Consider the following 23143-nt stretch of genomic DNA (forward strand, 5'->3'; position numbering starts at 1 on the left):
CTCTCATTCCGTCAATAATTGCCTGTCCAACGAGAGCATTTCCACTGATATTTTGCAGTTTTATGAAGAAAACTGCGGTTTCAGACGGTTACACATCACCATTAACGACCGCATTGCACAAATCGTGCAGCAGTAAGGGATTTTACGCAATAAAAAACTACATGGATTTTAGGGAGAAGATGCACCCAAGACGGAATCCGACCAGAGGTTGGCAAAGACGACGGTTTCAAACCATGCAAACAAGTGACCGTTATTACCTAATCGTTGTCGCGAACAGATTTCAGGAAGCCGATAACTTCTTCCCTGAGACGCTGGGCCAGTTTTCGCAATTCCTGGGAAGACGAAAGGAGCGAGTTGGCTTCCTCACTTACCATGTTGGCGGTATCAGAGACGGCCGACACGTTTTGCGAGACTTCCTGTGTGCCCGCTGCTGCACGTTGAACGCTGTCTGCAATTTCTTGTGTCGCAGCCCCTTGTTGTTCAACCGCGGCTGCAATGGCATTGCAGAATTCGTTAATCCGCTCGATCGTTCCGGAAATAGACCTGATTTCGGAAACTGAACGGTTCGACGACCCCTGAATACCATCTACCTGAACCTGAATATCGCCAGTAGCCTTGTCTGTTTGATTGGCAAGCGATTTCACCTCACCGGCAACGACGGCAAAGCCCTTACCAGCATCACCTGCACGAGCGGCTTCTATGGTAGCGTTGAGCGCCAGAAGGTTTGTTTGCCCGGCAATATCTTGAATGAGACCGACGACCTTGCCGATCCGCTCAGCAGCCTCGGCAAGCTCTGTGACCGTTGCAGAGGTACTGTTGACGCCAGAAACTGCCTCGGTCGCAACTTCGATTGATTGCGTAACCTGTGCACCAATTTCGCGAATGGCAGCAGAGAGTTCCTCGGTTGCGGACGCCACCGCCTGCACATTTTCCGTTGTTATGTTCGCAGCGCTCGAAACAGCGGCGGCACGGGCCGTTGATTCCTCTGCATTGGCAGATAACTGAGTTGCGACCAACTGCGTTTTTTCGGCCGCGTCAGCCACTGTTTCCACTATGGAAAGAACACTCTTCTCGAAATTGTCTGCCATTTGTTCCATGGCGCGCCTGCGCGCCTCAGCCGCATGTCTGGTCGCAGCTTCATTCTCGCTCGCCAAACGATCCACTTCTGCAGCGTTGTTTTTAAACACCAGAACAGCCGCGGCCATTGCGCCAATTTCGTCCTTGAGTTCCGTTCCCGGGACATCGACATCCCTCTGACCATTGGCGAGGCGGGTCATGGCCGACGTCATACTCATAACCGGCCGCGAAACCCAAATACGCACCAGCAGCCCCATCAGGCCCATTATGGCCAGAATGGCAATGATCGCGGTAATAATCGCAGTGTAGCGAAACTCGGTAAGCGACGCATATGCGGCATCGCGATCAAGTGCAAAGCCGAGATACCAGTTTACAGAAGGCAAGCCATTGACGCGGAAAAAGGTGAACAACTGATCGCCTGAGCCATCAATGATGCTCTCCATGCCTTCCTTTACCGTTGGTGTGTCGTCAGGAAACACTTCAGGCAGGGGTTTAAGGGTGAATTCTGCACTCGGGTGGATCAGCACCGTTCCCTGATCATTAACCAGAAAGCCATATCCGATCCCGCCCAAATCGATGCTGCGAACCAGATCGCCAAGAATACCAATATCGATATCGCCGCCAACAACCCCAAGAAGGTTTGATCCATCAAAAACAGGTGTGGTTGCCGTAACAATGAGCTGACCGGTGGATGCATCGGTGTAGGGTTCGGTAAGCGTACTATCACCGACAGAAACTGCATCTGCATACCATGGGCGTTGGCGCGGGTCGTAGTCGGGCGGCAGATCATCGGGCGGATACATTGTCATCACACCGTCAGCACTGCCGAAATATGAAAAGATAAATGACTCGGCAAATGCCTCACCGCTTGCAACTTCAGAGACATTGGTGGGGGAACTGTCACGGGCAATATTGTTGGCGAGGCTCTCAACCAACAGGCGCCGGCCATCAAGCCAGTTTGAGATGCCGGCAGTGGCCAACGAACCACTCTCGGTCAATTTAGCCACAAGCGCATTCTGGATGTATGTTCGTTGCTGATAGTCGAAATAGAGGATGAATGCCGTGAACGTCGCAACAACGATCATTGCCGCAGCAAGCAATATCCGGCTACCAATATTGAGCGACATGCAGCAATCCTCCGGAAGAAGTACATTACATTAAACAAATGTGGTTGCCTGACCCGATTACAAGCACTTGGTGCCGCTAAGAGTCAGGCTTTCGAAAAACGGATCCATCAGAATGTCTTCTCATTGCGGGATGCAACTAAAGTAGCACCCGACAAGAGATCGACATCACTATGAAATCTCTTTGTTTTCGGTATTGATTAAGAACCACATTGCTATCAACTTTGAGTTTCCCCATATGAGGAAATGACTTGTGGCGAACTCTCACAAAATACCGATAAACGGAGGAAATTAATGAAACGCGCATTATTTGCAGGGATGGCGGTCGCGTTCGCGTTCGGGAGCACTGCTGCCGTAGCTCAGGATCGTTCTGACTGGCCGGAGAGCTTTACCGTCGGTACAGCTTCACAGGGCGGGACCTATTTCGCGTATGGTTCTGGCTGGGCGAACCTTGTGGCGGAAGAACTCGGCATCTCGGGTGGCGGTGAAGTCACCGGTGGCCCGATGCAGAACATGGCCCTTGTTCATACCGGTGAAGCTGCCTTTGGTATGACGACGATGGGGCCGGCCGCAGAATCGCTTGCGGGCACAAACCCGATTGCACCGGGTCTTCAGATGACCAATGCCTGTGCAATGTTCCCGATGTATCAGACACCGTTCTCGATCACGGCTCTCTCTTCCTCGGGAATTACTTCGGTTGCAGAAATTCCGGCGGGTGCCAAGATTGGCTTTGGTCCGGCAGGCTCGACCTCGGATACATATTTCCCGCGTATGCTAGAAGAACTCGGTGTTGAATTCGAACGTCGTAATGGTGGCTGGGCCGACCTTGGTGGCCAGCTGCAGGATGGTCTGCTTGACGTTATTGCGTTCGCCGCAGGCGTTCCGGTTCCGGCTGTCAGCCAGCTTGAAGTCCAGACTGACGTGAACATCATCGAATTCACCGAAGCTGAACAGAAGCAGATCATGGATGCCTTCCCGGTATCCGAGTTCGACATTGCAGCGGACACCTACACCACGCTGACCGAACCGGCACGTTCGGTTTCGATGTGGAACTTTGCCATTGCCAACTGCGAGCTTCCGGAAAGCTTTGTTTATGCCGCAACCGACGTTGTGATGTCTGACAACGAGCGGATGGTTTCAATCCACCGCGCGGCCCGTTCGACTGTTCCGGCAAACTGGGACAAAAACAAGGTCATGAAGTGGCATCCGGGTGCTGCCAAGTGGTTCAACGAGAATGGTGCGTCCATTCCCGCAGACATGATCCACTAATTTTTGTCTGTTAAACATCTTGGAGGCGGACTGTCCGGGCGGACGGTCCGCCGTCTTTCAATAATCAGCTTGCCTGTGGCCAAAAACAAACTTGCGTGAGAGCGGGGAAACAGATGACAAACAAAAGCCAGGTGGAAGACGAACACCTTATTGCCGATGGTGTTGACGAAGAGCCGGTTGAACATAATCGACGTCTTTTCGAGGGCAGTGGCCTGACCTTTATCACGATTTCCGCTGCAATCTATGCAGCCTTCCACATGCTTGCACTGAATGGTGTCTCGCTCTCGGGTATGACCGGCGGGATTGTTAATCTGCGATTTCTTCCTGATTTTCCGCTTGAAACATGGAACTTCCGTATCGTTCACGTTGCGGGCGCGCTGGCGCTTGGTTTTCTGTGGTACTCGGCCAACAGTTTCAATGACAGCCCAGGCACAGGTACACCGCTTTTGGGGTATCTGTCATATGTTCTTCTCGTGCCGGCATTCATGGCCACCGGTATGGCGTTTAGCTTCGCGCTCGACATCCAGAATGGCGTGATGTGGAACGGCATTGATGCAACAATCAAGTTCAATGAAACCTGGCTTTTCGGAACACCGCTTCTGGTGGCGACGGTCGGCGGTATTGTTTTGTCCTGGTTCCACAAAACATCGCGCGAAAAATATTCTGCACCCGACTTTGTGCTGTGCGTCTGTGCCTTCGCGGTCGCTGTTTATCTGATCACGATTTATGGCACATTGATGCGCAACTCGACGGGTACACCCTTTGCGCCAATCGGGATCTCGATCGCTGCTGTTGCTGGCACATTGCTGATCATGGAGCTGACCCGAAGGGTTGCCGGTCTGGCACTGGTGGTCATTGCGACCATCTTCCTGATCTACGTTTTCGTTGGTGAATTCCTGCCAGGTTTCCTGCAGTCGCCGTCTGTTACTTGGCAGCGTTTCTTTAGTCAGGTTTACACCGACGCAGGGATTCTCGGCCCGACGACGGCAGTTTCGTCGACCTATATCATTCTCTTCATCATTTTTGCAGCCTTCCTGCAGGCGTCCAAAGTTGGCGACTATTTCGTGAACTTTGCCTTCTCGGTCGCGGGGCGTGCCCGTGGCGGTCCGGCAAAGGTTGCGATCTTTGCTTCCGGTCTGATGGGCATGATTAACGGTACGTCTGCCGGAAACGTGGTGGCGACTGGTTCGCTCACCATTCCGCTGATGAAAAAGGTCGGCTATCACAAGAAGACCGCTGGTGCGATTGAGGCTGCGGCCTCAACCGGCGGTCAGATCATGCCGCCAATTATGGGGGCAGGTGCCTTCATCATGGCTGAGATCACCGGCATTCCATATACCGAGATCGCGATTGCAGCCGTCATTCCGGCCATCCTTTACTTCGTATCGATCTATTTCATGGTCGATTTTGAGGCCGCGAAACTTGGCATGCGCGGCATGCGCGAAGATGAATTGCCGCGCTTTGACGTTATGATCAAAAAGGTATTCCTGTTCCTTCCGATCATCATTCTGATCATTGCATTGTTCCTCGGCTATTCCGTGATCAGGGCAGGGACCCTTGCCACCGTTGCGGCTGTCGTTGTCAGTTGGTTAACGCCAAATCGCGTCGGGGCCCGGTCGGTTGCCAAGGCTTTTGAACTGGCAGGCGGCATGTCGATCCAGATCATCGCAGTTTGTGCCTGTGCGGGTATCATTGTCGGTGTGATTGCGCTCACCGGGGTTGGTGCACGCTTCTCCAACCTCCTGCTTGGTTTGGCCGAAGCCTCCCAGCTTTTGGCACTTGTCTTTGCTATGCTGATCGCCATTTTGCTCGGCATGGGAATGCCAACGACAGCGGCCTATGCGGTTGCGGCATCTGTTGTAGCACCTGGCCTGATTGAGCTTGGAATTGAACCACTTACGGCACACTTCTTCGTGTTCTACTTTGCTGTGGTTTCGGCGATCACACCGCCGGTGGCATTGGCATCGTACGCTGCGGCCGGGATATCCGGGGCCAACCCGATGGAAACATCGGTTGCGTCATTCAAGATCGGTATTGCCGCCTTCATCGTGCCGTTCATGTTCTTCTACAACTCTGCCATCCTTATGGACGGAACCTATCTTCAGATTGGTCAGGCTCTGATTACGGCCGTTGTGGGCGTATTCCTTCTGTCGTCTGGCGTTCAAGGCTGGTTCCTTGGCCGTTCGGCGGTTTGGTTCCTGCGCATTCTGCTTGTTATCGCAGCTTTGTTCATGATCTCCGGCGGTCTGATCACGGATCTGATCGGGGTGGGGATGGCAATCGGCACGCTCTTCATCCAGCGTATTTTAAAGCCGAAACCAGGAACGACATTCCGGACAGGCGGGGCTGACTAAGCCCTACGACGCAAATACCAATAAAAAGAAAAAGCGCACCACATTCGGTGCGCTTTTTTGCTTTTGGTCGAACTTGTATCGAGTTGCCTATTCAACAACCTTCTTTACGAACTCCGATTTCAGCCCCATCTGACCGATGCCCGGGATCTTGCAGTCGATGTCATGGTCACCATCGACGAGGCGAATACCCTTAACCTTGGTGCCGACTTTGACGACAGATGACGAACCTTTGACCTTGAGGTCCTTGATTACTGAAACCGTATCGCCATCGGCAAGTGGGGTGCCATTGGAATCGCGAACAACATTTGCATCCGCCTGACCCGTTGCAAGCGACCATTCATGGGCGCATTCAGGGCAGATCAACAAGTCACCGTCTTCGTAGGTGTAAGGGGATTCACATTTGGGGCAGGGTGGCAGTTCGCTCATATCAGTGGCCTTTCGACGATTATGACGTCCTGACAGATACGGCTTGGCAGCACGCAGAGAACATCACCGTGCGATTACTGAACTGGCTTTTGCACTGTCTTGGAGTAAATGGCGGAGAGGGTGGGATTCGAACCCACGGTACCCGTAAAGGCACGGCGGTTTTCAAGACCGCTGCATTCAACCGCTCTGCCACCTCTCCGCAAAACTGGTTGGAGCGTTTCGCTCTGGGCGCTTTCAATAAATTGGGGAGAATGACCTGTCAATAGGGCAATCCAATATTGCAGCGAAAGCTGGCGATTTATCCTGATTTCAGTATGGTAATGACATTCGATAAACCAATTCTTTTTGGAATTTTCACACGTGTTCTACTTCCTGTCCAAAACGGTAAGCATCCTGAGCGACGCTGTATTCATGCACGGTTTCCTCCTCACAGCTCTGTTGGGGTTCATGCTCCTCAAGAGAACACGTAAATTTGCAGTAGTTGGCTTGATTATTGTGAGCGGAGCCTCGTTGCTAATCACGGTTATTCCGGTTGGAGACGTGCTCTCGCATCCTCTTGAAACCCGTTTTGAGAAACCAAAACTCTCACAGATCGAGTTTGCTGGAACCGTCACATTGGCTGGGAGCCTTGACCCAGACAGTTACCTAGAGCGCGGCGAAATGAACGTATGGGGTTCCGCAGACCGGATATTCGCGATGCTGCGAGTTGCCAGCTTGTATCCTGATAAACCTGTCCTGTTCACTGGCGGGGATGGCAACCTGACAGAGCGTGGATTTAGCGAAGCAGTCGTCCTTGAAAACTGGTTGGACGAATCGGGCCTGAAGACGTCGAATATGTATTTTGAAGAAAAATCGCGGAACACGCACGAGAACGCCACGAAATCTCTGGAGGTGGTTTATCGCGAGTGGCCTGAACTTGCCAAAAAGCCTTGGGTACTAATCACTTCGGCGCAACATATGCCGAGGGCGGTAGGTGTATTCCGTCAGGCCGGCTGGAATGTGATCCCGTATCCGGTCGACAGATCCACCTCAAATGACATCCATTTAGCAAGTCTTAACGTCTCTGACGGTATCAAATCGTTGGGCCGTGCTTTGCGGGAATGGGTTGGTTTGACCGCCTATTACTGGACCGGCCGCACAGACGCATGGTTCCCAGGGCCGCAAGATCCCGGGGCGGAAAACTGATTACATGATTGGATGAGGCTTAGATGAAATTCTGGAAACTACTGACTGCCGCCTCCGTCGTTGCTGTGATGGCGGCAAATGCACCGGCCTTTGCACAGACCGATGAGAAACTTCCAGAATTCACCACCGAGGGATTTGACGAATGGCTCGTTGAATTCAAAAAGGAAGCCGCAAGCAAAGGCATTTCCGATGCCACACTCGACGTTGCCTTTGCCAATACCAAACCGATCCCCAAAGTGATCGAATATGATCGCAGCCAGCCGGAATTCAAACTGACCTTTGAACAATATCTTGATCGGGTTGTGCCGCAATCCCGCATCAATGAAGGTCGTAAGAAGTACGCCGAAAACCGCGAAATCATTGACGCTGCGGCCAAGAAATACGGTGTTCCGGGTCATTACCTGACAGCCTTCTGGGGCATTGAAACAGGATTTGGTCGTTTCACCGGCGGTTATTCGGTTGTTGATTCACTTGCGACCCTCGCATTTGAAGGGCGCCGTGCCGAATATTTCCGCAAAGAATTGATGAACGCGTTGACCATCATTGATGCCGGTCATATCGCGCCGGAAAAGATGTCGGGCTCTTGGGCCGGCGCCATGGGGCAGGCGCAGTTTATGCCATCTACCTTCCTGAATTATGCACGCGACGGAAACGGTGATGGCAAGATTGATCTTTGGGGGGCCAAGGAAGACGTCTTTGCCTCTGCGGCAAACTATCTTTCCTCCGTCGGATGGCATGCAGACGAGCGCTGGGGCCGCAAGATTTCGCTGCCGGAAAACTTCAATACCGAATTTGAAGGTCGCGATATCCGCAAACCAATTTCTGAGTGGCAGGAACTTGGCGTTCGCATGCCAAACGGTGCAGATTTGCCTGCGGCAGACATGGAAGCATCAATTGTCATCGTAAATGACGGTGAAGGTCCCGCATATATGGTTTATAACAATTTCCATACCATCATGCATTGGAACCGTTCGACTTACTTTGCGATTGCGGTTGGCACATTGGCCGATGCGATTGCCGGTCGTTAAAAACAACGTCCGGAAAACGGACATCTTGTCTGAACGAGCATGGACAGAGCATCTACAAGCGGGGACACCTTGATGCCTAAACCACGAAAAAGTGCCTTCGCACACCTGCGAGCCAAATGCCGCATTACCCTAGCGGTTGCAGCATTTGGCATATTGCTGGCGGGCTGTGCTGAAACGCAACTGGCTGTCCATGGCGTCAAACGGCTTGGCGGTCAGTCACAACAACCTGCCCAAATCGGAAACTACAAGATCGGTAATCCATATGAGATTGCTGGCCAGTGGTATTATCCGGCCGTAGATTACGAATACACCGAAACCGGTATTGCATCCTGGTATGGCCCCAAATTCCATGGCAAGAAGACCGCTAACGGCGAGATTTTTGATCAATATGAGGTTTCGGCCGCACATCGGACTTTGCCTCTGCCGAGCATCGTTCGGGTGACAAACCTTGAAAACGGCAAGTCGATCAAGGTTCGGGTCAATGACCGTGGACCATTCGCGCATGGGCGGATCATCGATATGTCGCGCCGCGCAGCCCAACTTTTGGGGTTCGAGCGAAAAGGTACGGCGAAGGTTCTCGTCGAAGTGGTTGAAGCTGAAAGCCGTCAGATCGCAGCAATCGCGCAAGGTAAAGCCGCCCCGCAAGTGACCTCGGCCGAACAAAGCACCGTTACGGCAGCACCGCGCGATGTTGTTGAAACAGTCCGCCTTGATGACGGACCGATTACCGATGCAGGTGAACCGACCACTTCGAGTATCAAACTGACGCCGCCGTCTTCCAGCGCAAGTGTCCAATCCGCACCACTTGATGGCGTGGTCGAAGAGGCCGCCGTGGTTGAAGTTGCGCCTGTCGCATCGTCTTCGATCTATGTCCAGGCAGGTGCCTTTTCCATTTATGACAATGCGTTAAACCTGCGCAATCGCCTTTATGATCTTGCCCCCAGCAAGATTGAGTCGATCGACGTCAAAGGCACGACCTTTTACCGCGTACGGCTTGGTCCGTTGGAAACAGTCCCGGAAGCGGACATCCTGCTTGAACGGGTGATTGCAACCGGCCAAAACGGGGCAAAAGTTGTCGTTGAGTGTGCTGATGGCGGCTCAGCGACATCAGTCTGTTGATTGAAAAAAAGCCGGTTATGCTACCGCTTTAAAACGTCGGGTTTGTTGGTGTTGCACAATTCTGCCGAATTTGCGACATAAGCAAATCAGCGGATACACCGTTCCCCGGTGCATAGAGAAATTATTTTACAGGGTTTGAATGCCATGACTTTGATGCCGCCAGTTCCGTTCAAAAACACTCTGAACCGGGTAGTGGCCGGAGCCTTTATTTTTGGCTCAGTCATGGCAATGTCGACGAGCTTTGCACGCGCGCAGGCAATAGAGACCAGCGCACGTGAAGCTTTCATTATGGACTTCGATACCGGCGCTGTGCTGCTTGATAAAGAAGGAGACACCCTGACCGAGCCGGCTTCGATGACCAAGATGATGACCGTTCATATGCTGTTCAAGTATATCAAGGACGGTCGCGTTTCGATGGACGACACCTTCCACGTCAGCGAGAAAGCATGGCGTAAGGGCGGATCGAAAATGTTTGTCGAGGTAAACTCCAACGTTTCGGTCTCGGATCTGCTGCATGGCATTATCGTTCAGTCGGGAAATGACGCGGCAATCGTCGTCGCAGAGGGAATTGGCGGGTCCGAAGAAGCCTTTGCCGAGGCGATGACCGAAGAAGCCCGCGCGATCGGCATGACCAAGTCTGTATTCAAGAACGCCACCGGCTGGCCGGCGGACGGCCACCTTGTCACGGTTCATGACCTTGCCATCCTTGCGCGCGACACCATTCGCAATTTCCCGGACCTTTACGAGCTCTATTCCGTCAAGGAATTCACCTATAACGGTATCCGTCAGCCCAACCGTAACCCGCTGCTTGGCACGAGTGCCGGTGTTGACGGCCTCAAAACCGGTCACACAGAAGCGGCCGGATACGGTCTTACGGCCTCGGCCGAGCGTGACGGACGTCGGTTGATCCTTGTGGTTAACGGTCTGGATTCTGTACGTGAACGTCGCACGGAGTCCCAAAAGCTTCTGGATTGGGGCTTCCGCGAGTTTGACAACTACGATCTGTTCGCAGAGGGCGAAACCGTGAGTTCCGCCAATGTTTGGTTGGGTTCGGAAACCAAGGTTGATCTCGTCGCTGACAAGGAAATCCTTTTGACACTGCCGCGCAGTGCGAGCCGCGATATGAAGGTCACCGTCGTCTATGATGGCCCGGTGCCGGCCCCGATCAGCCAGGGCGATCAGATCGCAATACTCAAGGTCGAAGTCCCGGACCGGGACACCATCGAGTTCCCGCTTTATGCCGCCCATGATGTCGGACGCCTTGGATTTGTTGGCCGTATTGGCGCAGCCTTCAAATATCTTCTCTGGGGGGCAAACGGGTGAAGTCAAAGCCCGGTTTGTTCATCAGTTTCGAAGGCGGTGAAGGCAGCGGAAAGTCCACCCAGATCCGCCATTTGGCAACCTGGTTCCGCGAGCAGGGCCGGGATGTTGTCGTCACGCGGGAACCTGGCGGCTCGCCGGGTGCCGAGGAAATCCGCAACCTTATTCTGACGGGCGATCCCGGGCGTTGGGACGCCGTAACCGAAGCGCTTCTGATGTTTGCGTCGCGTCGCGATCATGTTGAACGCACCATTCGTCCGGCCCTTGCCGAAGGCAAAGTCGTTCTTTGTGACCGGTTCGCGGACTCATCGGTTGTCTATCAGGGCTACGGCCATGGCCTCGGTGCGGACTATATCCGCAATCTTTGGAAACTGGCGATCGGCGATTTCAAACCTGATCTGACCGTAATTTTTGATCTGCCGCTTGAAGTTGGTCTTGACCGAGCTGGGGCACGCTTTGCCAATGTCAGTGCCGCCGAGGACCGCTATGAACGCATGGGACTTGCATTTCACGAGCGCATACGTGACGGTTACCGCGAAATTGCAGAAACTGAAAAATATCGTTGTGTCGTCATTGACGCCAGTGGAGACATCGAAAGCGTAGGTGAACGTGTCATCGCCGCTGTTCAGGGGCGCATTGCCGGGCAGGGGACCTGATCATGGCCAAGGAAGACCTTCCCGAAGAAGAAAACCCCTTTGACCCGCGACGCAATGATGCCCTTCTTGGCCACGAAGAGGCCGAGAAAGTCATTGTTGATGCTTGGAACAGCAAACGCATGCATCACGCTTGGCTGCTCTGTGGCCCCAAGGGTGTCGGCAAGGCAACGCTTGCCTATCGTATGGCACGTTTCATCTTATCCGGCGGCGGAAACAATGCCGGTGCAGGGCTGTTTGGCGAGCAGAATGACGGTCTTTACGTTGATCCGGAAGACCCGGTAGCGCGACGAATTGCCGGCGGCGGACATGGCGATCTTAAGGTTATCGAGCGTCAGTACGACGACAAGAAGAAACGCCTGCAGGGCGAAATCACCGTTGCCAGTGTGCGCACGGTTGGAAATTTCATGTCGAAGACCTCGGCAGAAGGCGGATGGCGGATCGTTATTGTTGATGCCGCTGACGAACTGAACCGCAATGCTGCCAACGCGATCCTCAAGGTTCTCGAAGAACCGCCAGCCAACGCCATGATGATCCTGGTTGCCCATCATCCGGGACGGTTGCTACCGACAATTCGGTCGCGCTGTCGGCGTCTTAATCTTGGTCCGCTTCAGGATCATCAGGTCGTCGATCTTCTGGGGCGTTATTGCCCGGACATGGATCTTGGGGCGCGGGATGCCCTGTCGGGTCTGGCAGAAGGCAGCATCGGACGCGCTCTTCAGCTCCATGAGGTTGGTGGGCTCGAGCTGTATACAGAACTTGTTGGCATCATCGCCGCCCTTCCCAATGCCGATGTCGCAGCCCAGCACAAGTTTGCGGAGCGATTTTCACCCGCAGACAAGGACGCGGCCTTTGCAACAATCACCGAATTGATGCATTGGTGGCTGGCGCGAATGATCCGGTTTGCCGCCACAGGGCAGGCGCCCCGCGAAGTCGTTGACGGTGAATTGCCCGCCATGCAGCGCATGGCAGCCGCGCAACCGCTTGATCAATGGCTGGAGGTATGGGAAAAGATCAACGAATTGATGGGCGCGACCCGCGGTTTGCATCTTGATCGCAAGCAGGCCTTGCTGAATGCATTCTTCATGCTTGAAGAAACCATGCGAACCTGACATCACTGCCCACATACCGAAATTTTGACCATCACGGCCCATTTCGGGCCGTTTTGTTTCACGACTTGCGCGAAGGATTTGCGACCATGACCGGGCACAAACAGCCCTATTACATCACGACACCGATCTATTACGTCAACGACAAGCCCCATATCGGCCATGCCTATACCACGCTTGCCTGCGACGTTCTGGCCCGCTTCAAGCGCCTGGACGGTTATGACGTGATGTTCCTGACCGGAACCGATGAACACGGTCAAAAGGTCGACAAATCGGCCGCAGCCAAGGGCATTGCCCCGCAGGCGTTCACAGACCAGGTATCGCAGAACTTCCGCGATCTTGCCGTTCACATGAACTATTCCAACGATGACTTCATCCGCACCACTGAAGAACGTCACAAAAAGGCCTGTCAGGCGCTTTGGAATACACTATTGGAAAAGGGCGAGATCTATCTTGGCTCCTATGATGGCTGGTATTCGGTCCGTGACGAGGCGTTCTACGGCGAGAAGGAACTGATCGAAAAAGACGGCGAAAAACTCGCCCCAACCGGCGCACCGGTGGAGTGGGTGTCTGAACCGAGTTATTTCTTCAAGTTGTCTGCTTGGGGCGACCGCCTGCTGGAATTCTACGAACAGAACCCGGACTTCATCGCACCGCAATCACGCCGTAACGAAGTGATTAGCTTTGTGAAGGGTGGCATGCATGATCTTTCCGTATCGCGCACCAGCTTCAAATGGGGCGTTCCGGTGCCAGGGGACGAAGACCACGTCATGTATGTCTGGCTCGATGCGCTGACCAACTATCTGACCGCGATCGGTTACCCGGATGCAGATCCGGCCAAACTTGAAAAGTACTGGCCCGCTGACCTGCATATGGTCGGCAAGGATATCCTGCGTTTCCATGCTGTTTACTGGCCCGCATTCCTTCTGGCTGCGGGTATCACACCACCCAAGCGCGTCTTTGCCCACGGCTGGTGGACCAACGAAGGCCAGAAAATCTCCAAATCGATCGGTAATGTGATTGATCCGTATGACCTGACCGATAAATACGGTCTGGATCAGACGCGTTATTTTCTGATGCGTGAAGTGCCGTTTGGCAATGATGGTGACTTTTCCCATCGTTCCATGGTCAACCGCATGAACAGCGAACTGGCCAATGATCTTGGCAATATGTGCCAGCGTGTTCTGTCGATGATCCACAAGAACTGTAATGCTGCGATCCCGACCCCGGGCGAGTTTACTGACGCGGACAAGGAAATCCTCGCCAAGGCACACGGCATGCTCGATACCGTGCGTCCGCTCTTTGACGAGCAGGCGTTCAACAAGGGGCTGGAAGCGATCTGGAGCCTTGTGGGTGATGCCAACCGCTATGTCGATGAAATGGCGCCTTGGGGCCTGAAAAAGACCGATCCGGCGCGCATGGAGACGGTTTTGTACGTCCTGGCCGAGGTCATTCGCCACGTCGGCATCCTTGTTCAACCAATCATGCCGGACTCGGCGGCCAAAATCCTTGATCAGCTGGTGCTGGGCGATGATCAGCGCGGATTTGACGCGCTTGGCCCGGACAATGCCCTGAAACCGGGGTCGGACATTCCGAAACCGGCTGGCGTTTTCCCGCGCTATGTAGAGACCGAGGATGAAGGAGAGAAGGCATGAATGTCGCCCTTGTCGACAGCCACTGCCATCTGGACTACCCGCAGTTTTCCGATGATCTGAGCGGAACCATTGCGCGGGCCAAAAACGCCGGCGTTGGCATGATGGTCAGCATCGGCGTGAAACTGACGACCTTTGACCAGGTCCGCGCGGTTGCCGAACAATCCGATCATATCTATTGCACGGTTGGCGTTCATCCACACGAAGCCGGCGAGGAGGGGCTTTCAAGCCCCGATGCCCTGATCGAAAAGGCATCCGACCCGAAAGTAATCGGGATCGGCGAAAGCGGTCTGGATTATTTCTATGACAATGCGCCGCGCGATGCGCAGCAGCAAAGCTTTCGCGCCCATATCGCGGCTTGCCGCGAAACGGGTTTGCCCTTGATCGTCCATACCCGTGATGCCGATGACGACACCATGGATATTCTGGAAGAAGAATATGAAAAGGGGCCGTTTACCGGCGTTATTCATTGCTTTTCTAGTTCGGCAACGCTGGCGCAGCGTGCATTGAAGATCGGGTTTTATATTTCTTGTTCGGGTATCATCACCTTTAATTCCGCCAAGGAAATTCGTGCCGCTGTTGAAGACGTACCGCTGGATCGACTGTTGGTGGAAACCGATGCACCGTATCTGGCACCAGTGCCCAAGCGCGGCAAACCGAACGAACCGAGCTATGTCGCCCACACGGCGTCGAAGCTAGCCGAAATCAAAGGTGTAACAGTTGAAGAAATCACGCGAATAACGACGGATAACTTCTTCAAATTGTTCATAAAAGCTGATCGGAACAACCTGCTTGCGCTGGGAGCCGAATAACAGTGACGAAGGTAACCATCCTTGGCTGCGGCTCCTCAAATGGTGTGCCATCGGTTGGCCTTGGATGGGGAAAGTGCGACCCGAACAATCCGAAAAACCAACGTTTACGCAGCTCGATCCTGATCGAAGAATCTGGGAAAAAGATCCTTGTCGACGTGACACCGGATTTTCGCCAACAGGCGTTGACGCACGGGATCGACCACCTCGATGCGATCCTGTTTACCCATTCGCATGCCGATCATGTGCATGGCATTGATGATGTTCGCTGGCTGAATGTCGCGATGGAACGTCCAATTGATATCTATGCGAATGCACAGACAATCTCGGACATAGATCATCGCTTCAATTATGTCTTCACGCCGCTGCCAGAAGGCGTTGAGTTCTATTTCAAGCCGGTGTTGATCCCGCATGTCATCACAAGACCAATCAAGCCAGCAGGGGTCCCAATCACGGTTTTCAGCCAAGACCACGGCTATGGCGAGACCCTTGGGTTCAAAATAGGCAAGTTTGCCTATTCCACGGATGTGGTTGAATTCCCCGAAGAATCCAAAGAACATCTCTATGATCTGGATGTCTGGGTCGTGGATTGCTTGCGGCATCGTCCGCACAACACGCACGCACATCTCGAAAAACTTCTTGGCTGGGTCGAGGAATTCAAACCAAAGCAAGTCTATATGACGCACATGAGCATCCAGTTTGACTACGCACAGGCGATGGCAGACACGCCAGACCATGTTGAACCAGCTTATGATGGCTTGGTTATTGAGGTGAACTAAGCACCGAAGACTTCAGAGGTGAGGTCGAAATGTCCTATCGCGACACCACACTGAATAGTTCTATAATATATATTATGACAAATTATTGATTGTTTATCCAGGCAACCTAACTGATTGAACTATCGCTGGGTTCTGACGCCCACACCAACACTCCGCTATACTGCGCCGGTACCGCCAAGGCAGAAACGCGCATCTCAGGCTGCTCGCTTCGAGCAATAATGCCGGTCGCCTTAAACCGTGCTTCATAGAGACACCACGCATTATAAAATGCCTCTGCCGACAGTCCCACATCGGCCCAACCAAGCGACTGGATCACACCCTCAATATTTCGGTTGGGTTCATGATACTCAATATCGATGCCAACCGCGATTTGCTCATCGCATCCGAGTGCGACGCAGACCAGATCTCGGCTATGGCTGATACTTGCCATCAAGGCTTTATTTGAAAGCATGACTACCGGCCTGCCCGACGGCTCCTTTGAAACCTCAAATGCCCGCGATGGTCCTAAATGCTCTAGCGCGAGGTTAAGGAGCATTGATTGTGCGGCGCTTGACGAACGTAGGCGCTGTGCGCGACGACTTTCGTCCGCGCCATGCTCCAATCGCAAAATGGACCACAAAACACTTCCATTTCCTGCAACATGAACAGGAACTGATGGAAAATTTTCGTCTGAAGGCCAAGTTTTGGTTGAATGGTTCATCATGGTTTCATTACACAATTAAGTATTGTTGTAACATGCAACAATCATCCGTACCGGATGCAAAACATAATATCGAAAATTGGTAGGTTGGATATGCGCCGTTTTAAGTTTGCCGTCGTCGGTTTATTGACACTTCTTGTCGCGGCCTGCCGTACGGCACCTGTCGAAAATGTCACTCATCATGCATTCCCGGCCGGTACTGAAAAGCTCAGCCTTGCGCAAATTGAAGAAAGCATCATCAAAGCCGCGTCCGACCGTGACTGGATCATCACCCGTCAGGCGGAAGGCGTATTGTTCGCCACCTACTCGCCGCGCTCGCACATGGCAAAAGTTAGAATCGGCTTCGATAAAACCGAATTCTCGATTGTTTATGCCGATAGCACGAACCTGAACTATGACGGCGCCTCGATCCATTACAATTACAATCGTTGGGTCAATAACCTGCGTCAGGATATCTTGCGTGAAGTGTCGGCCAAAGCCGCGCTTGCCAACTGACCGCGCCACTTATGGCAGTGCAAGTCAGCATTACAAACTGGGCGTTCTGGTGCGGGTCTAACGATCACGCAGATCTGAAATACGGAGCGCCCGGGGTGCTTCAATCCAGCAAAACAGGGATCGACAAGGCTGACTTGGCTAGCGGTTTGAAACCGGCTTGGAAACGCCGACTGGATCTGTATGGCCGTGCCGCAGCAGAGGTTCTTACCAGAACCTTGCGCACAGATGACAATCCATACATCGTGTTTGCATCACGACATGGAAATATCGAACGCACCGTAAAGCTTCTGCACCAGGTCATAACGGACGAAGCACTGTCTCCGGCCGACTTTGGCATGTCGGTTCACAATGCCTTGGTCGGCATCGCATCGATTAATTGGTCAGTAACTGAAAGCCATACCGCCGTTGCCGCCGGGCCAGACAGCCTTGTCGCCGGTATGACAGAGGCCATTTGTCAGATCAACGACACCAACCTGCCCGTCATATTGTGCTATATCGACCTGCCGCTGCCTGCTGTTTACAGACATCTTGAACAGGGTGACCAAACTGGAACCGCACTAGCCGTGCGGTTCGAACCTTTATCGCATGCCAGCCAATCCAACAGCTACGCGGTCGAATTCGGTACGACTTCGGAAACGACCCGGATATCGGCACCTCTCGAGGCAGAACGGTTTGCCGAGTTTTTGGAAAGCGGCCTAGGCAAGCACACGCTTTTCGGCACCAACGGTTGTTGGACCGTTACCAAAAATGACTGACAAAATAGCCCAGCAGCCAGCACCTCATCGTAAACGCACCCAAAAAGGCTTTAACTGGTACTGGCGCCTTTTCGCCACGGGCTTTGCCTTTGCCAGTTTCGGGCTCGGTGGACTGTTTATGGCGCTTACGATTTTTCCGGCCATGATGCTGGTACTTCAGGACCGCGAAAAACGCAGGCGCTATGCCCAGCTCGTGATTTTTCGCGGTTTCCGAGTTTTTGCCGGAATGCTTGATATAATCGGCGTAGCCTCGGTCGAAACAGAGAATATTGCGCAGCTTCGTGCAGCAAACGGGTCAATCATCATCGCGAACCACCCTACTCTGCTTGATGTTGTGATGATCCTGGCACAGCTTGATAAGTGCCAATGTGTCGTAAAGCACCAGCTGTTTCGGAATCCGTTTTTGTTCGGTGTTGTGCGGGCTGCCGGTTTTATTCGCAATGATGACAACCCGGAACACCTGATTAAACAGGCGAAACATCATTTGAGTGATGGTGCGTGCATCCTGATCTTCCCGGAAGGAACGCGCACGCCAAGCAACCAAACATTGGGGAAATTCCAACGTGGCGTTGCCAACATTGCGATAGAAACACAAGCCGACTTGATTCCGGTGGTTGTGCACTGTAATCACGATACTCTGAAAAAAGGGGTACCGTGGTATAGGATCGCACCATCGAAAATACGCTATCGTATCGTGGTGGATAAGCCGCTTGCATTTGGGGATTTGCATGATCCGGAACTCAGCCGTGCCAAACAGGCCCGGTATGTTACCCGGTTCATCAGGGATTATTTTGTGGACAGACTGAAGAATGACCGCGCTGGAAAACGAACTTAAAGCCTTTATTATCGAGACGCTTAACCTTGAAGACGTCACAGTCGAAGAAATTGACAGCGAAGAACCGCTTTTTGTCGAGGGACTTGGACTTGATTCCATTGATGCGCTCGAACTCGGGGTCGCCATTCAGAAGAAGTACGACGTACGTATTGATGCCAAGAACGAAGATGTCAAAACCCACTTCGCTTCGGTCCGCAACCTTGCGCGCTTCATTGAACAGTCCGGCAAGGAGGGGTGATCATGCATAGCCGTGAAGACGTTTATCAGCAGCTCCATGATTATCTTGTCGATATGTTCGAGGTCCCGGCCGAGGACGTCCAACCTGATGCCCGCCTGATGGAAGACCTTGATCTCGACAGTATTGATGCGGTTGATCTTATTGTGAAGTTTCAGGAAATTACCGGCAAGAAAATCCCTGCCATGGAATTCCGGTCGGTTCGCACGGTCGATGATGTGGTAGAGAAAATTCATGACCTGGTCAGTTCCTAAACGGATTTTGACCGTAGTTATTGCCCTGTTGGGCATCGCCTATCCGGTTATCGTGTATTTCGGTTTGGGCGTGGTTTCCCCACGTATTATCCTGATCGCGGCAATCATCTTTGTCATTGCACGCGCTGTTATGTTCTTCATCGCCCACAAATATGGTGCGGGACTGACTGCGGGCATCGTTGCCATTATCCTCGGCGCAGCAGGCTTTGCCAGCGAGATCTTGGCGTTGCGTTTCTACCCGGTCATTATCAGTGCGACGCTTGCCCTGGTGTTTACGCTGTCGCTGTTCTCTGGAATGCCGATTATTGAGCGGTTCGCCCGCCTTCAGACACCGGAACTGGATACATTCGGGGTGATGTACACCCGCAGATTGACCAAAGTATGGATCGCGTTTTTTATTGCGAATGGCCTGGTTGCCTTGTGGACCGCACTTTACGCAACACTTGAAACATGGACCCTATATAACGGGTTGATTTCATATATTTTGATTGCGGTTTTGTTTGTCGGGGAATGGCCTGTTCGCCGCATCATCAAAGCCCGCCACCAATATCCCACCAATGATCATCGAGCATGACCGGATTTTTGACAGCCCTTTACCAGACAGAAAGCCGCAATCGCCCTCAATGCATTGTTGGTGAACGGCTAATCACGCGCGCAGAGTTGATGAAAGATGCCATCATACTTGCAGCAAACCTACCGGGTGAAAAACGCATCGCAGTTCACTGTCAATCTGCACATCTGTTCACGATTGCCCTGATGGCAATATGGCAGCGCGGCTCGACGGTAATCCTGCCTGCGACCGACAAACCCGCCTATCTCGGTACCATCGATGATCAGTTTGATCTTTTCCTTGATGACGCAGCAATCGAAGATCTGGTGAAAGATGGTCAAGCAACCGATCCGCAGCAACCAGACCAAACACCGGACCCAGCACGTTGTTTTGCCGTGTTTTTTACATCCGGCAGCACAGGCCTTCCGAAACCCATCACGAAAACACTTGAACAGATTGAGCTAGAAGTCACCATTCAGGATCCACTATGGTCGCCGATGATTTCGCCAAGCGCACGGGTTGTCGGGCTGGTTTCGCACCAGCATATTTACGGCCTGATCTTTCGTGTGATCTGGCCGGTTATGTCTGGCCGGATATTCACCGCTGACCCTGCACCATTCTGGGAAATGATGCAGGGTGACCTTAAACAGGGAGATGTCCTGATCACCAGTCCCGCACATCTCAAAAACCTGCATCCGGGTCTGGCCGATATAGCGCGACCATCTCTGATTTTCTCGTCCGGCGGACCACTTGATTACAAACACGCACAAGCGACGCGGGACATGTTCGGGACTTGCCCTATCGAAATATATGGCAGCACGGAAACCGGCGGCATTGCTTATCGACGACAAACATCTACTGAAACAGACTGGACGCCCCTGCCCGGTGTAACACCGCGCCTGAATGATAAGGGATGCCTTGCCGTACAGGCACCGCATATTGCCAAGGCTGACTGGTATCAAACCGAAGACAAAGCAAATATTGACCAAACTTCCGGGAAGTTTCGCCTACTGGGGCGTGCCGACCGCATCGTAAAGGTTGAAGGAAAACGTGTTTCACTGAGTTCGGTGGAACAACATTTGATGGCCTCTGATCTGGTATCGGAGGCGGTTGTTTTACTTCCCGACGATAATGATCGCCGACTTGGTGCGGTTGTTGTCCTTAGCGATGCGGGGGTTGCCCGGCACACAGAATTGGGCACTTTTCGGATGGGCCGTTTGTTACGCCGCAAGATCGCTGAGTTTGAAGAAGACGCCGCACTGCCGCAGCGCTGGCGGTTTGTTGACCAGATTCCGACAGACAGCCAGGGCAAGCGTCCGCTTCATTTGTTGCGCGCTGTGTTCGCACAAAGGCCGACAGAACCCGAAATTCTCGACACTGTTCAAACCGACGATCAGGTCGCGCTCAAACTGAGACTGCGCAAAGACCTGATTTACTTTGCCGGTCACTTCCCGGGCATGCCAATTTTACCGGGCGTCACCCAACTTCATTGGGCGACGTCCTATGCGTCATCCATATTCGGAACGCCGGAAACAACCTCTGAGGTTTCCCAGCTTAAGTTCCGAAAACCGATCCTCCCGGGGCATGTTGTGAACTTGGAAATCCGCCTTGATGCAAGTCGCCAGAAAGTAAAATTCCGTTATTTCTCCGACAGTGACGGCGATCTGAGCTCGGGCATATTGAAGTATGATGGTGACGCCGCATGAAGCTTTGTGCCGTCGTCCCCACCCATAACCACAGTTCCGCGCTGGAAAGTGTCGTAACGCGCATTCGTGCGCACGATATCCCGGTTTTTATCGTCGATGATGGTTCGGACACCGAAACCCGAAACGCCGTAAGCAGGTTACATTCACCTGATGGCGGTGTTTACTGCCAACGACTTGATGAAAATGCTGGCAAAGGCGTGGCCGTGATGACGGGCATGGCCGCGGCCAAGCGTCATGGGTTCACCCATGCCTTTCAGATTGATGCCGATGGTCAGCATGACCTTGATCGCATCGATGACATGGTCAAACTTGCGCAACAATCGCCCGGAGCCCTTATTACCGGACTTCCGATATATGATGACAGCATCCCCACCGGGCGCAAGATCGGCCGCTGGGTGACCCATGTCTGGGTGTGGATTGAAACACTGTCGTTTCATATCCGCGACAGCATGTGCGGGTTTCGCATCTATCCCATTGGCCCAAGCCTTGATATCTGGAAACGCCATGGCATCGGCCACAGGATGGACTTCGACACCGAAATCATGGTTCGCCTTTTCTGGCAGGGCGTGCCCGTAATCCATATGCCCATCAAGGTCACCTACCCGGTTGGAAACACGTCGAACTTCCGCATGTGGCGCGATAACGTTCTGATCAGCTGGATGCATACCCGACTGGTGCGCGGCATGCTTGCACGGCTTCCACGCTTCATTGCCAAGGGCGGACGGTTTGCGTCCCCCACAAACGCAGACAGTGGCAACCATTGGTCGGAAATTGATGAACGCGGCATTTATTGGGGCATGCGTTTTCTGGGACAGGTTTATCGTTTTGGTGGACGAAAGCTCTGTCTGGCAGTGATGTCGCCGATCATTGCCTATTTCTTCGTGACTGGGCGCACGGCACGGGCGGCATCGCAAGACTTCCTTGAACGCGTAGCAAAGCATAATGTTGATCCCAAGCCGACCTGGCGTGACAGCTTTGGCCATTTCATGAAATTCGGGGAATCTGCCCTTGATAAAATCGCTGCCTGGTGCGGCGAAATGAACATTGATGATCTTGACCTGCCCGAAGATGCGGACAGTTTGTTTTCCTACATCCCTCGGGATCAGGCGGTAATCCTCTTTGTCTCGCACTTTGGCAATATCGAGCTCGTTCGGGCCATCGCCAGTCGCGATCGTAACTTTCGGGTCAATGTGCTGCTTCATCAGAAAAACGCCGCCCGATTTGGCCGCGTGCTTCAACAGCTTGCCCCGGAAAGCCAGGTTGACCTGATCGAGGTTAGCGATATCGGCCCGGATACCGCGATGCTTCTCCGCGAAAAGGTGGAACGTGGTGAATGGATAGTGATTGCTGCTGACCGTGTGGCTATCGGCGCCCGGGATAAAACGGTTTCTGTGCCCTTTATCGGCCAGAATGCGCCATTCCCGCAGGGGCCATTTATCCTTGCTCACCTTCTGCAGTGCCCGGTCTACATGGTCGCGGCCTGGCGAGATGGCAAACGTTTCAACATTTCTTGGGAAAAGCTCACTGAGCGCATAGACTTGCCGCGCAAGACACGCACGGCGACAATCACGAAATATGCAAAAACATATGCAAGCTGGCTGGAAAAGCTTGTTGTGAAACAACCGCTGCAATGGTTCAATTTTTACGATTTCTGGGCAGAAACGAAGGATAAAAATGAATAACCACCAGGAAGACGTCATATGTGGCAA

22 protein-coding genes and 1 tRNA gene are annotated in these 23143 nt (G+C 53.0%); 19 read left to right on the forward strand and 4 right to left on the reverse strand.

Going from position 1 to position 23143, the window contains the following annotated elements; all coding sequences use genetic code 11:
- Positions 1-257: 257 nt before the first annotated feature.
- Positions 258-2204 (reverse strand): methyl-accepting chemotaxis protein, encoded by a 1947-nt coding sequence (locus DY252_RS12245; RefSeq protein WP_064789227.1) that lies wholly within the window; start codon positions 2202-2204, stop codon positions 258-260.
- A 291-nt stretch (positions 2205-2495) separates the two neighbouring features.
- On the opposite strand from DY252_RS12245, the gene DY252_RS12250 reads away from it, so the two are divergent.
- Positions 2496-3470, forward strand: coding sequence for a TAXI family TRAP transporter solute-binding subunit (locus DY252_RS12250; RefSeq protein ID WP_064789226.1), 975 nt, complete (start codon positions 2496-2498; stop codon positions 3468-3470).
- A 113-nt stretch (positions 3471-3583) separates the two neighbouring features.
- Positions 3584-5824 (forward strand): TRAP transporter permease, encoded by a 2241-nt coding sequence (locus DY252_RS12255; protein ID WP_064789225.1) that lies wholly within the window; start codon positions 3584-3586, stop codon positions 5822-5824.
- A gap of 87 nt (positions 5825-5911) precedes the next feature.
- Here the strand turns inward: DY252_RS12255 and DY252_RS12260 are convergent, their stop codons facing one another.
- Complete coding sequence (locus DY252_RS12260; RefSeq protein ID WP_064789224.1) at positions 5912-6250, reverse strand: zinc ribbon domain-containing protein YjdM; 339 nt, start codon at positions 6248-6250, stop codon at positions 5912-5914.
- 109 nt (positions 6251-6359) lie between these two features.
- Positions 6360-6449, reverse strand: a tRNA-Ser gene (locus DY252_RS12265).
- A gap of 161 nt (positions 6450-6610) precedes the next feature.
- On the opposite strand from DY252_RS12265, the gene DY252_RS12270 reads away from it, so the two are divergent.
- The 9 genes from DY252_RS12270 (at position 6611) to DY252_RS12310 (ending at position 15904) form a co-directional block, all read left to right on the forward strand.
- Positions 6611-7435 (forward strand): YdcF family protein, encoded by an 825-nt coding sequence (locus DY252_RS12270; protein WP_064789223.1) that lies wholly within the window; start codon positions 6611-6613, stop codon positions 7433-7435.
- Between the two features lie 23 nt (positions 7436-7458).
- Positions 7459-8463, forward strand: coding sequence for a lytic murein transglycosylase (locus tag DY252_RS12275; protein ID WP_064781365.1), 1005 nt, complete (start codon positions 7459-7461; stop codon positions 8461-8463).
- Positions 8464-8535: 72 nt separating this feature from the next.
- Positions 8536-9582, forward strand: coding sequence for a septal ring lytic transglycosylase RlpA family protein (locus DY252_RS22685; protein WP_064781366.1), 1047 nt, complete (start codon positions 8536-8538; stop codon positions 9580-9582).
- A gap of 144 nt (positions 9583-9726) precedes the next feature.
- Positions 9727-10905, forward strand: coding sequence for a D-alanyl-D-alanine carboxypeptidase family protein (locus tag DY252_RS12285; protein WP_064789222.1), 1179 nt, complete (start codon positions 9727-9729; stop codon positions 10903-10905).
- A complete protein-coding gene (gene tmk / locus DY252_RS12290; protein WP_064789221.1) occupies positions 10902-11558 on the forward strand; it encodes a dTMP kinase in 657 nt (218 codons plus the stop codon). The genes DY252_RS12285 and tmk overlap by 4 nt, the downstream gene beginning before the upstream one ends.
- A gap of 2 nt (positions 11559-11560) precedes the next feature.
- Complete coding sequence (locus DY252_RS12295; RefSeq protein ID WP_064789220.1) at positions 11561-12667, forward strand: DNA polymerase III subunit delta'; 1107 nt, start codon at positions 11561-11563, stop codon at positions 12665-12667.
- 86 nt (positions 12668-12753) lie between these two features.
- Positions 12754-14319 (forward strand): methionine--tRNA ligase, encoded by a 1566-nt coding sequence (gene metG / locus DY252_RS12300; protein ID WP_064789285.1) that lies wholly within the window; start codon positions 12754-12756, stop codon positions 14317-14319.
- A complete protein-coding gene (locus tag DY252_RS12305) occupies positions 14316-15128 on the forward strand; it encodes a TatD family hydrolase (protein ID WP_064789219.1) in 813 nt (270 codons plus the stop codon). The genes metG and DY252_RS12305 overlap by 4 nt, the downstream gene beginning before the upstream one ends.
- A 2-nt stretch (positions 15129-15130) precedes the next feature.
- Positions 15131-15904, forward strand: a complete 774-nt coding sequence (locus DY252_RS12310; protein ID WP_064789218.1) for an MBL fold metallo-hydrolase — start codon at positions 15131-15133, stop codon at positions 15902-15904.
- A 106-nt stretch (positions 15905-16010) separates the two neighbouring features.
- Here the strand turns inward: DY252_RS12310 and DY252_RS12315 are convergent, their stop codons facing one another.
- On the reverse strand, positions 16011-16355 hold the full coding sequence (locus tag DY252_RS12315; RefSeq protein WP_129542725.1) for a 4'-phosphopantetheinyl transferase family protein: 345 nt from the start codon (positions 16353-16355) through the stop codon (positions 16011-16013).
- 342 nt (positions 16356-16697) lie between these two features.
- Here DY252_RS12315 and DY252_RS12320 point away from each other — a divergent pair, with 342 nt between their 5' ends.
- The 8 genes from DY252_RS12320 (at position 16698) to DY252_RS12355 (ending at position 23116) form a co-directional block, all read left to right on the forward strand.
- Complete coding sequence (locus DY252_RS12320) at positions 16698-17099, forward strand: hypothetical protein (protein WP_064789216.1); 402 nt, start codon at positions 16698-16700, stop codon at positions 17097-17099.
- A gap of 95 nt (positions 17100-17194) precedes the next feature.
- Positions 17195-17854, forward strand: a complete 660-nt coding sequence (locus tag DY252_RS12325; RefSeq protein ID WP_064789215.1) for a beta-ketoacyl synthase chain length factor — start codon at positions 17195-17197, stop codon at positions 17852-17854.
- Complete coding sequence (locus DY252_RS12330; protein WP_064789214.1) at positions 17847-18689, forward strand: lysophospholipid acyltransferase family protein; 843 nt, start codon at positions 17847-17849, stop codon at positions 18687-18689. Before DY252_RS12325 ends, DY252_RS12330 begins: the two co-directional genes overlap by 8 nt.
- Positions 18664-18927 (forward strand): phosphopantetheine-binding protein, encoded by a 264-nt coding sequence (locus DY252_RS12335; protein WP_064781382.1) that lies wholly within the window; start codon positions 18664-18666, stop codon positions 18925-18927. Before DY252_RS12330 ends, DY252_RS12335 begins: the two co-directional genes overlap by 26 nt.
- Positions 18928-18929: 2 nt before the next feature.
- The gene (locus DY252_RS12340; RefSeq protein ID WP_064789213.1) at positions 18930-19178 is read left to right on the forward strand and encodes an acyl carrier protein; all 249 of its coding nucleotides are present in this window, start codon (positions 18930-18932) and stop codon (positions 19176-19178) included.
- Positions 19159-19752: a COG4648 family protein gene (locus DY252_RS12345; protein WP_064789212.1), complete on the forward strand. Its 594-nt coding sequence runs from the start codon at positions 19159-19161 to the stop codon at positions 19750-19752. Before DY252_RS12340 ends, DY252_RS12345 begins: the two co-directional genes overlap by 20 nt.
- The gene (locus tag DY252_RS12350; RefSeq protein WP_064789211.1) at positions 19749-21434 is read left to right on the forward strand and encodes an ApeI family dehydratase; all 1686 of its coding nucleotides are present in this window, start codon (positions 19749-19751) and stop codon (positions 21432-21434) included. Before DY252_RS12345 ends, DY252_RS12350 begins: the two co-directional genes overlap by 4 nt.
- On the forward strand, positions 21431-23116 hold the full coding sequence (locus tag DY252_RS12355; RefSeq protein WP_064789210.1) for a glycosyltransferase family 2 protein: 1686 nt from the start codon (positions 21431-21433) through the stop codon (positions 23114-23116). Before DY252_RS12350 ends, DY252_RS12355 begins: the two co-directional genes overlap by 4 nt.
- Positions 23117-23143 lie beyond the last annotated feature (27 nt).

The organism is Thalassospira indica (genome assembly GCF_003403095.1).
Classification (GTDB): domain Bacteria; phylum Pseudomonadota; class Alphaproteobacteria; order Rhodospirillales; family Thalassospiraceae; genus Thalassospira; species Thalassospira indica.

Coding starts and splice junctions, on each gene's coding strand:
- DY252_RS12245 (WP_064789227.1), bottom strand. CDS start 2,204: ATGTCGCTCAATATTGGTAGCCGGATATTGCTTGCTGCGGCAATGATC.
- DY252_RS12250 (WP_064789226.1), top strand. CDS start 2,496: ATGAAACGCGCATTATTTGCAGGGATGGCGGTCGCGTTCGCGTTCGGG.
- DY252_RS12255 (WP_064789225.1), top strand. CDS start 3,584: ATGACAAACAAAAGCCAGGTGGAAGACGAACACCTTATTGCCGATGGT.
- DY252_RS12260 (WP_064789224.1), bottom strand. CDS start 6,250: ATGAGCGAACTGCCACCCTGCCCCAAATGTGAATCCCCTTACACCTAC.
- DY252_RS12275 (WP_064781365.1), top strand. CDS start 7,459: ATGAAATTCTGGAAACTACTGACTGCCGCCTCCGTCGTTGCTGTGATG.
- DY252_RS22685 (WP_064781366.1), top strand. CDS start 8,536: ATGCCTAAACCACGAAAAAGTGCCTTCGCACACCTGCGAGCCAAATGC.
- DY252_RS12285 (WP_064789222.1), top strand. CDS start 9,727: ATGACTTTGATGCCGCCAGTTCCGTTCAAAAACACTCTGAACCGGGTA.
- DY252_RS12295 (WP_064789220.1), top strand. CDS start 11,561: ATGGCCAAGGAAGACCTTCCCGAAGAAGAAAACCCCTTTGACCCGCGA.
- metG (WP_064789285.1), top strand. CDS start 12,754: ATGACCGGGCACAAACAGCCCTATTACATCACGACACCGATCTATTAC.
- DY252_RS12305 (WP_064789219.1), top strand. CDS start 14,316: ATGAATGTCGCCCTTGTCGACAGCCACTGCCATCTGGACTACCCGCAG.
- DY252_RS12315 (WP_129542725.1), bottom strand. CDS start 16,355: ATGCTTTCAAATAAAGCCTTGATGGCAAGTATCAGCCATAGCCGAGAT.
- DY252_RS12320 (WP_064789216.1), top strand. CDS start 16,698: ATGCGCCGTTTTAAGTTTGCCGTCGTCGGTTTATTGACACTTCTTGTC.
- DY252_RS12330 (WP_064789214.1), top strand. CDS start 17,847: ATGACTGACAAAATAGCCCAGCAGCCAGCACCTCATCGTAAACGCACC.
- DY252_RS12335 (WP_064781382.1), top strand. CDS start 18,664: ATGACCGCGCTGGAAAACGAACTTAAAGCCTTTATTATCGAGACGCTT.
- DY252_RS12340 (WP_064789213.1), top strand. CDS start 18,930: ATGCATAGCCGTGAAGACGTTTATCAGCAGCTCCATGATTATCTTGTC.
- DY252_RS12345 (WP_064789212.1), top strand. CDS start 19,159: ATGACCTGGTCAGTTCCTAAACGGATTTTGACCGTAGTTATTGCCCTG.
- DY252_RS12350 (WP_064789211.1), top strand. CDS start 19,749: ATGACCGGATTTTTGACAGCCCTTTACCAGACAGAAAGCCGCAATCGC.
- DY252_RS12355 (WP_064789210.1), top strand. CDS start 21,431: ATGAAGCTTTGTGCCGTCGTCCCCACCCATAACCACAGTTCCGCGCTG.